A 6,923-nucleotide genomic window follows, 5' to 3' on the forward strand; every position below is an offset into this window, starting at 1 on the left:
CTTAATTGCTTCAAATCTTTCATACTTGAAATTCACATTTCAAATATGAAAGATTGAAGACTCATTTATAAAGGTCAACTTATGCTATAAGATAGTTTTGGTATACCAAAATCCTTGTAAAGTGCATCCCCTTTAAAAAATAGAAAATTCAAAAATATTAAAAGTATAAAAAACAAGGGGGTCTGCATGACCTCCCTTGTAAAATAAAATTGTTCCTTTTAATTCTATTCTTCTATAAATCTTTTCGTTAATCTACCTAGTCTCTCAATTCCTACTGTAACTACTTTACCGGTTTAAAGTAAACTTTGGAACATCCGGTGTTCCTTAACTTTTATATATTTTCTTCCCCTATTTTTCAATTAATGTTAGCTGTAACCAAAATACTTCTTACTTTTTCCTTGCTCATCCATCATAGTCCCTGGTGCTTTGACCATTGGTATCATTGTTCCTCCTCTAAGCATAACCGCTGTCTTTATTGCTGCAACAAAAGGTTGTGAAACATCATAAACACTCATAAGCTTACTAATTTTTTTCTGACTCGAAACGACCATAGAGAAATCCTCACCCTGGTAGGCTTTAAAAAGCTCACCGAAAAGCTCCGGTACTATTTTCGTGAGTCCGCACAGACCTCCGTCTCCACCGGCCATTAGATTCGGAACGAAATATTCGTCAAACCAGAGAAAACACTGAAGTCTTTAACCGCAGATTTTACAACCTCTTATTCAGTAAAGAACAAGAAGCTATTTATAACAGCTTATTTAAATTTATCTTTCTTATTTGAAATTTGTTTCTCAAATATAAAATGATGCAACTCATTTATGAAAGTTCAACTTACGCCAAAGGGTAGTTTTACTTATTCCAAAATCCTTGCAAAGTCTATCCTTGTTTCCATGATAACGCTCGAGAAGCTGCTTCCAGAGCTGATTTTCCATATCCTCAAATCGATTTGAAATGGTGACCTGTAACTCGTCATGATTTTGTCCCCCTCTGTCGTAAAGTTTCCCTTTCTTCTCAGCCAACAGCTCACAAATCTTGTACTCTGTTAACTCTTCACCTTCCTCAGTACTAATAACTAACCTTTCGATGAAGTTTTGCAATTCCCGTGAATTACCAAACCAATCGTAACTTTTTAGACAATCAAAAAGTTGATCCAGCGGCAAAAACAAAACCTTTTGCTCTTTTATACATTCACTCTTGAAAAAGGATATAGCCATAGGGACGATGTCGTCTTTACGCTGCCTGAGTGGCATTAATTGTAACTCCAATACACTCAGCCGGTAATAAAGATCTTCACGAAAACGCCCCAATCGAACTTCTTCACGCAGATCTCGGTTCGTAGCGCAGATGATCCGAACATCAATAGGAGTTACCCGATCTCCTCCAACACGTCGAACCTCCTTTTCTTGCAATACCCTTAGAAGTTTCGCTTGAAAATTAAGGGAGATTTCCCCTAATTCATCGAGAAATAATGTACCTCCATGGGCTAATTCAAAAAGCCCCATCTTACCTCCTTTAAGTGCCCCTGTAAAAGTACCCTCGACATATCCAAAAAGTTCACTTTCAAGTAGATTTTCACTTAATGCAGCACAGTTAACGGAAACAAAAGGTCCCTTAGCCCGTTTGCTCTCATTATGAATGCTCTGTGCAAAGAGTTCCTTTCCTGTTCCCGTCTCACCATAAATTAAAACTGTACCGTTAGATTTAGCATACTGTCTCGCTTGCTGAATGCATTTGAGCATTTCTGGACTACCACCCTGAATATCATTGAAGGATTTCTTGGCCACTAATCCTTTTTCATTAAGCCTAGTCCTGATGTTCATCTCTAAATTTTGAATTTCACCAATTTCTTGAAAAATAGCCACTGCTCCATGAAACCTACCATGAATGATAATAGGAACCCGGTTACAAACAATCTTCTTTCCATTAATCTTAAGAAGGATATTTTTTTCCTCGTCATGTTCGGATAAAACTTTATTCAATAGACTTTCGGGTAAACACTCAGTTAACTTATTCCCGAGTACCTGGTTTATTGGCACGCCAAATATTCTCTCAGCTGATGCATTATATACGGTAACCTTCTCTTTATTATCTATTGTAAGAACTGCCTCAGTTGTAAAATTAAGAATCGCTTCAAGTTGCTTTAAACGAGCCTTCTCCTTTTCCATTGATTTTAAAATTGTTGCGGCTTCATTAAGGGCTATTTGAAGGGACATAGGACCCGATTCTAAAAGACATCCATAGATTCCACGCTCTATCGCTTGTTGTGTGGCTACTACATCACCCACTACTGCATCTATTCCCTGGTCTTCAATTAGATGTTTCACCTTCGCAGGTATTTCGTTAGCATCTTGACAGGGCAAGATTTGCAAATCTATGTCCATAATGTTATTAAAATGCTTAGCTTGAAATAAAATATTTAACGTCGTGATAAAGGCGATTTTTTTAAAACCTTGCTCACTTGCCTTACTTAACGCCATTAAAATGTCGACAGACGTAACGGGTATTTCAATGACAGGTAAATCGAATGAATTTCGTAAAGCTTGGGCTGTTCCCCCACGAGAGATGAGGATCTTTACACCTTGATTGATATAAGATCTGATTTCATCAAGATTTTCCTTGAGATTCCCTGGAATAACGGTATAAGGTATATCACAAAATTCATTCATTCTTTCGGCCTGCTCTACTAAGGCTTCATAGGGGGCAATGACGAGTATATTGTTCATTAAGTAGACACCTCTATTTTTTAAATAATCTGAAAAATTTATTGCGGCTTCATCTCCCTATAAACAGGGAGGTGATCAAACCATTCCCTTTGACAAACCTCTCTCTAAGATTAAAAGATGAGATTTATTAATCACTAAAAATGACGGACTCATTTTAATATCTTTAACTATACTTATAACTTTTTAGAATCGTAAGTTTTGTGCTGAGTTATTTGGATTGTTAGCGATTTCAGAAAAAATACAGGTAAACTGCTTAACTGTTCTTGTTGTTAAGTGGTTCGAACTGTTCAATTGCTCTTTAAACTAGTATAAAGCTCAAAGAAGGTTCTTTGTACTCCTTTATTATGGGGATAAAAAAAAGGTCAACGCAAACGATTTTGATCATTGGTATTAACGCAGGTCCAATAATTGTTTGGATTCGGAGAAAAAATTGTGTTTGGACTAGCTCAGGGGTACATAGCTTTATAATTTTTGCTAGGAATAGAAAGAATAGTTAGGATAAGGAGGAATTAGGAATGACTCCAGTCATGGGTCTGGATTCCTGAAGGGGGAGGTCAAGTTCAGGCATTTTAAGATAAAGGCAGACCATATCGTAATAGTTTTAGAGTATAATATTTTAAGTCTTGAAATGTATATAAACATCATTCTTCAATACAAAGAGCACCTATCCATGTTAGAGTCAGAGATAGATGCCCTCGCTAAAGAAGTTGAAGAACATAATATTATCAAATCTATCCCTGGTATCGGAGAAAAAATCGCTGCCACGATCATTTCAGAAATTGGAGAGATAGATAGATTTACTGATCCTAAAAAGTTAGTAGCTTTCGCTGGGGTTAATCCTAGTGTGTTTGAATCTGGTAAGTTTACAGCCACGAAAAACCGAATTACTAAGTTACATTTTTAATGTTTGCGATAGGAAATGGAACCCTTTAAAGTAATATGATCTCTCTTTCACCTGCCCTTCTTTTTCATATAATAAAGACTCCTTTTTATTTCCTTTTCTACTTTTTGAAAAAATGTCTCCAAACCCTTTTTAGCCCCATTCTCTAATAGCTCTGACATGCCAAGCTAAATGCACCTGTTACCTGTGCATTCAGAGAATATCCCTTTTCTGAGAGCTTTTGATCAGCTTAATCTCTCCATTTTTAGGGATTAATTCACTGATGTTTTCATATTTTTCTTGGTTTAGATCCTCCACTACATATTCTTTAAAGGAGCAGCAAAAGAGTTTACGGGCCACTCTTCCTTTTTCACCAATTAGGTTGAACCATCCTTCTCCAACATAAAATGGGTTCGAAAGTAAGTTATCAATGATATAAGCTATACGTTTATTTTCTTCCCCTGGATTAAATTTTGTTTTAGAAGAAAGAGCAACGATAAAATAGTTTTTATACCTATCTAATTCTAATAATTGAAGATAGTACTTCCCTCGTTGCTTTTGATTGAAATCCCTCAGGACTGTTTTGATACTTTTTTCGACATCTATTTCGAATTTACTGGCATCTCTCCAGGAAGATAAACGAGAATCAAAAATGGACAGTGTTAGGATATAATTTGCCGCATAATTTTTGGGGTCAAATACTTCATTCTCAACTCCGTTTTTATCCTCCGGTACAACAATAAACTTTTTATAGTCTGCAAAGAAATTTTCAATCATATCGTATACCCTCTTTCATACCTTGATAGAATGTTTGAATAACATGGCTTTACCTGTTTCTATCTGCAGTTAGTTGCATAGTGAAATAAACGTCCAGGAGTGATTTACTCATTTTCTTTTTGTATCACCGTTCTTCTTGCAATCTCTCAAAAAACTTCTATAAGCAAGTGAATTTTAGTTGTATATATATTCTTTAATTAAAATTAAAAATCCTGCTGATTCTCTCAAAAATCAACATCTTTCACGGTTTTTAATTAAAAAGTCCCATTCTAGGATTCACAATTTGTCGTAACAGGTCTTTTGGCCGAGCTGGAAATATCAAAATTGGCAAACAATTAAATGATTTACTTTTTTTCGCCACCATATTATGATATAAATGTGATATCACTTTTATATCACTTATATATTAAGGAGGGGTCTTATGAAAGAGAAATCCATATTTAAAATGAATGGTTTTGCAGCGTTGATTATTGCGCTTTTGTGCATTGGTTTTGGTATTTACTTAATTGCTACCGGATCCATTTCGGAGAAAATCTCCGGAGGAATAGTCGTAATTTTAGGACTCATTGTTGCAACAAGTTTAACCATTGTTCAACCTAATGAAGCAAAGGTATTAACTTTCTTTGGAACCTATTTAGGTGTCATCCGGGACCAAGGATTATGGGCAACCATCCCCTTTACGTTCAAACGCAGCGTTTCCTTACGTGTGACAAACTTTAACAGTGAGCGGCTAAAGGTAAATGATTTGGAAGGAAATCCAATTGAAATTGCAGCTGTTGTTGTGTATAAAGTAAGGGATGCAGCAAAAGCATTGTATGACGTAGAAAACTATGAAAAATTCATTCAAATTCAAAGTGAAACCGGTATTCGTCATATTGCAAGCAGATATGCTTATGATTCATTCGGTCATTCCGAAAACACATTTACCCTTCGTCAAAATAGCGATGAAGTCGCAGATGTACTTATGTATGATTTACAAAAAAGACTGGATGTTGCAGGGGTTGACGTCATCGAAGCGAGGATTATGCATCTTGCCTATTCTTCCGAAATCGCTTCTGCCATGCTTCAAAGACAACAAGCTCAAGCTGTTTTATCTGCACGTAAAGTAATTGTCGATGGTGCAGTAGGGCTGGTAAAAGCTGCGATTGACCAGCTTGCAGAGCAGGAAATTGTGGACCTCGATGAAGAGAAAAAAGCGCAGATGGTCAATAACTTAATGGTCGCCATTGTTTCCGAGAAAGGAACACAGCCCATTATCAATACAGGAAGCATTTATTAAGGTCGTGTTGTAAATGAGTAAAAGAAAATCATTTCCGCTTCGCATCGATCCAAAATTATATGAGGTGCTGGAAAAGTGGGCTGAAGATGAAATTAGAAGCGTAAACGCCCAAATCGAAGTCATATTAAAAGAGGCGGCCAAAAAGGCGGGAAGATTAAAAAAAGAATAGACAAAATAAGTAAGCCTGTATCTTTGATTATTGTGTAATCATAGATACAGGCTTTCTAAGTTACGATCCCTCGAATTGAAAACAGACAAACTTCAATTAACCTCGCAAATTGGCTTGTTTGTTTAAAAAGACTGGGCAAGACGGAATCCAAGGTCTTCTATGCAAAATGACGGATGGCTACGACGACGACACGAAGCCCCACAACCCCTAGCCTCTTCAGCCCAGCTACCTCCTCGAAAAATTCGGTAGGAGCCGTACACTTGTTCATCATATAAATCCCAACACCACTCCCAAACATTCCCTAACATATCATACAGACCCCATTCATTCGGTTCCTTTCTTCCTATTTCATGGATTTTGCCTCCTGAATTTTCATTATACCAGGCAATCTTATCAAGCTCTCCGTATCTATAACCAGTAGTCCCTGCTTTACATGCATATTGCCACTCTGCTTCTGAAGGAAGTCGATAGCCGTCTGATTCCCAATCACAAATAATATTTTCACCATCATTACTAATAGAATAACACTCTTTTAGTCCAGTTTTCTGTGAAAGTAGATTACAAAAAGAAATGGCATCATTCCAAGAAATATTCACAACCGGTTTTAGCTCTCCGTCCAAAGAATTAGGTGATTTATTTGTAATAGCATAGTACAGACTCATAGTTACAGGATACCTGCCAAGAAGAAACGGTCTTATTTCAGCTTTCCATTTGCTTTTTATTCTATCGTCTCTTAAATCTATTTCTCCTCCTGGAATTTTTGCCATTGGATAGTCAATGTAACTCTTTGTTTCATTTGACACTCTACCTTCCTCCTATTGAATTTGATTTTATAAATTTCACCTCGTTTAGAACCATTAAATCAATACAAAATTACGATTTTTTTTTCAGATAACTGCTTCATTAGCTTGAGTACACTTTTTCAAAATCTTCTTTATATTTTAACATAAATATCCAATTTCCTTATTGAGTGTTATTCAAGAAAATGGCCCGATTGCTGAACAAAGTTTAATCTGGACTCTTCCACTAAACTCCTCCGTTCCTACAACAAGGAAAAAAGGTCGCCGCAGCTCTCCATCTTTAACTCTTGCACCC

General features: G+C 36.4%; 5 protein-coding genes and 2 pseudogenes. 3 read left to right on the plus strand and 4 right to left on the minus strand.

What is annotated here, in order from left to right:
* Positions 1–365: 365 nt before the first annotated feature.
* A pseudogene (locus V7137_RS20700) lies at positions 366–662 on the minus strand (dihydrodipicolinate synthase family protein); the annotation flags it as partial.
* A 150-nt stretch (positions 663–812) separates the two neighbouring features.
* Positions 813–2,723 carry a sigma 54-interacting transcriptional regulator gene (locus V7137_RS20705; RefSeq protein ID WP_335699827.1) on the minus strand — a complete coding sequence of 637 codons (1,911 nt, stop codon included), beginning with the start codon at positions 2,721–2,723 and terminating at the stop codon, positions 813–815.
* A gap of 610 nt (positions 2,724–3,333) precedes the next feature.
* Here V7137_RS20705 and V7137_RS20710 point away from each other — a divergent pair.
* A pseudogene (locus V7137_RS20710) lies at positions 3,334–3,615 on the plus strand (transposase); the annotation flags it as partial.
* Positions 3,616–3,816: 201 nt separating this feature from the next.
* Here the strand turns inward: V7137_RS20710 and V7137_RS20715 are convergent.
* Positions 3,817–4,380 carry a hypothetical protein gene (locus V7137_RS20715; RefSeq protein WP_218346301.1) on the minus strand — a complete coding sequence of 188 codons (564 nt, stop codon included), beginning with the start codon at positions 4,378–4,380 and terminating at the stop codon, positions 3,817–3,819.
* Positions 4,381–4,801: 421 nt separating this feature from the next.
* Here V7137_RS20715 and V7137_RS20720 point away from each other — a divergent pair, with 421 nt between their 5' ends.
* Both V7137_RS20720 and V7137_RS20725 read left to right on the plus strand, forming a co-directional pair.
* Entirely contained in the window at positions 4,802–5,659 is an 858-nt protein-coding gene (locus V7137_RS20720) for an SPFH domain-containing protein (RefSeq protein ID WP_335699828.1), read from the plus strand.
* Between the two features lie 13 nt (positions 5,660–5,672).
* Positions 5,673–5,828, plus strand: a complete 156-nt coding sequence (locus V7137_RS20725; RefSeq protein ID WP_098573206.1) for an Arc family DNA-binding protein — start codon at positions 5,673–5,675, stop codon at positions 5,826–5,828.
* Between the two features lie 122 nt (positions 5,829–5,950).
* Here the strand turns inward: V7137_RS20725 and V7137_RS20730 are convergent, their stop codons facing one another.
* Complete coding sequence (locus tag V7137_RS20730) at positions 5,951–6,595, minus strand: formylglycine-generating enzyme family protein (RefSeq protein WP_335699833.1); 645 nt, start codon at positions 6,593–6,595, stop codon at positions 5,951–5,953.
* Positions 6,596–6,923: the final 328 nt, after the last annotated feature.

Source organism: Neobacillus drentensis (assembly GCF_036962765.1).
Taxonomy (GTDB): domain Bacteria; phylum Bacillota; class Bacilli; order Bacillales; family Cytobacillaceae; genus Neobacillus; species Neobacillus drentensis_C.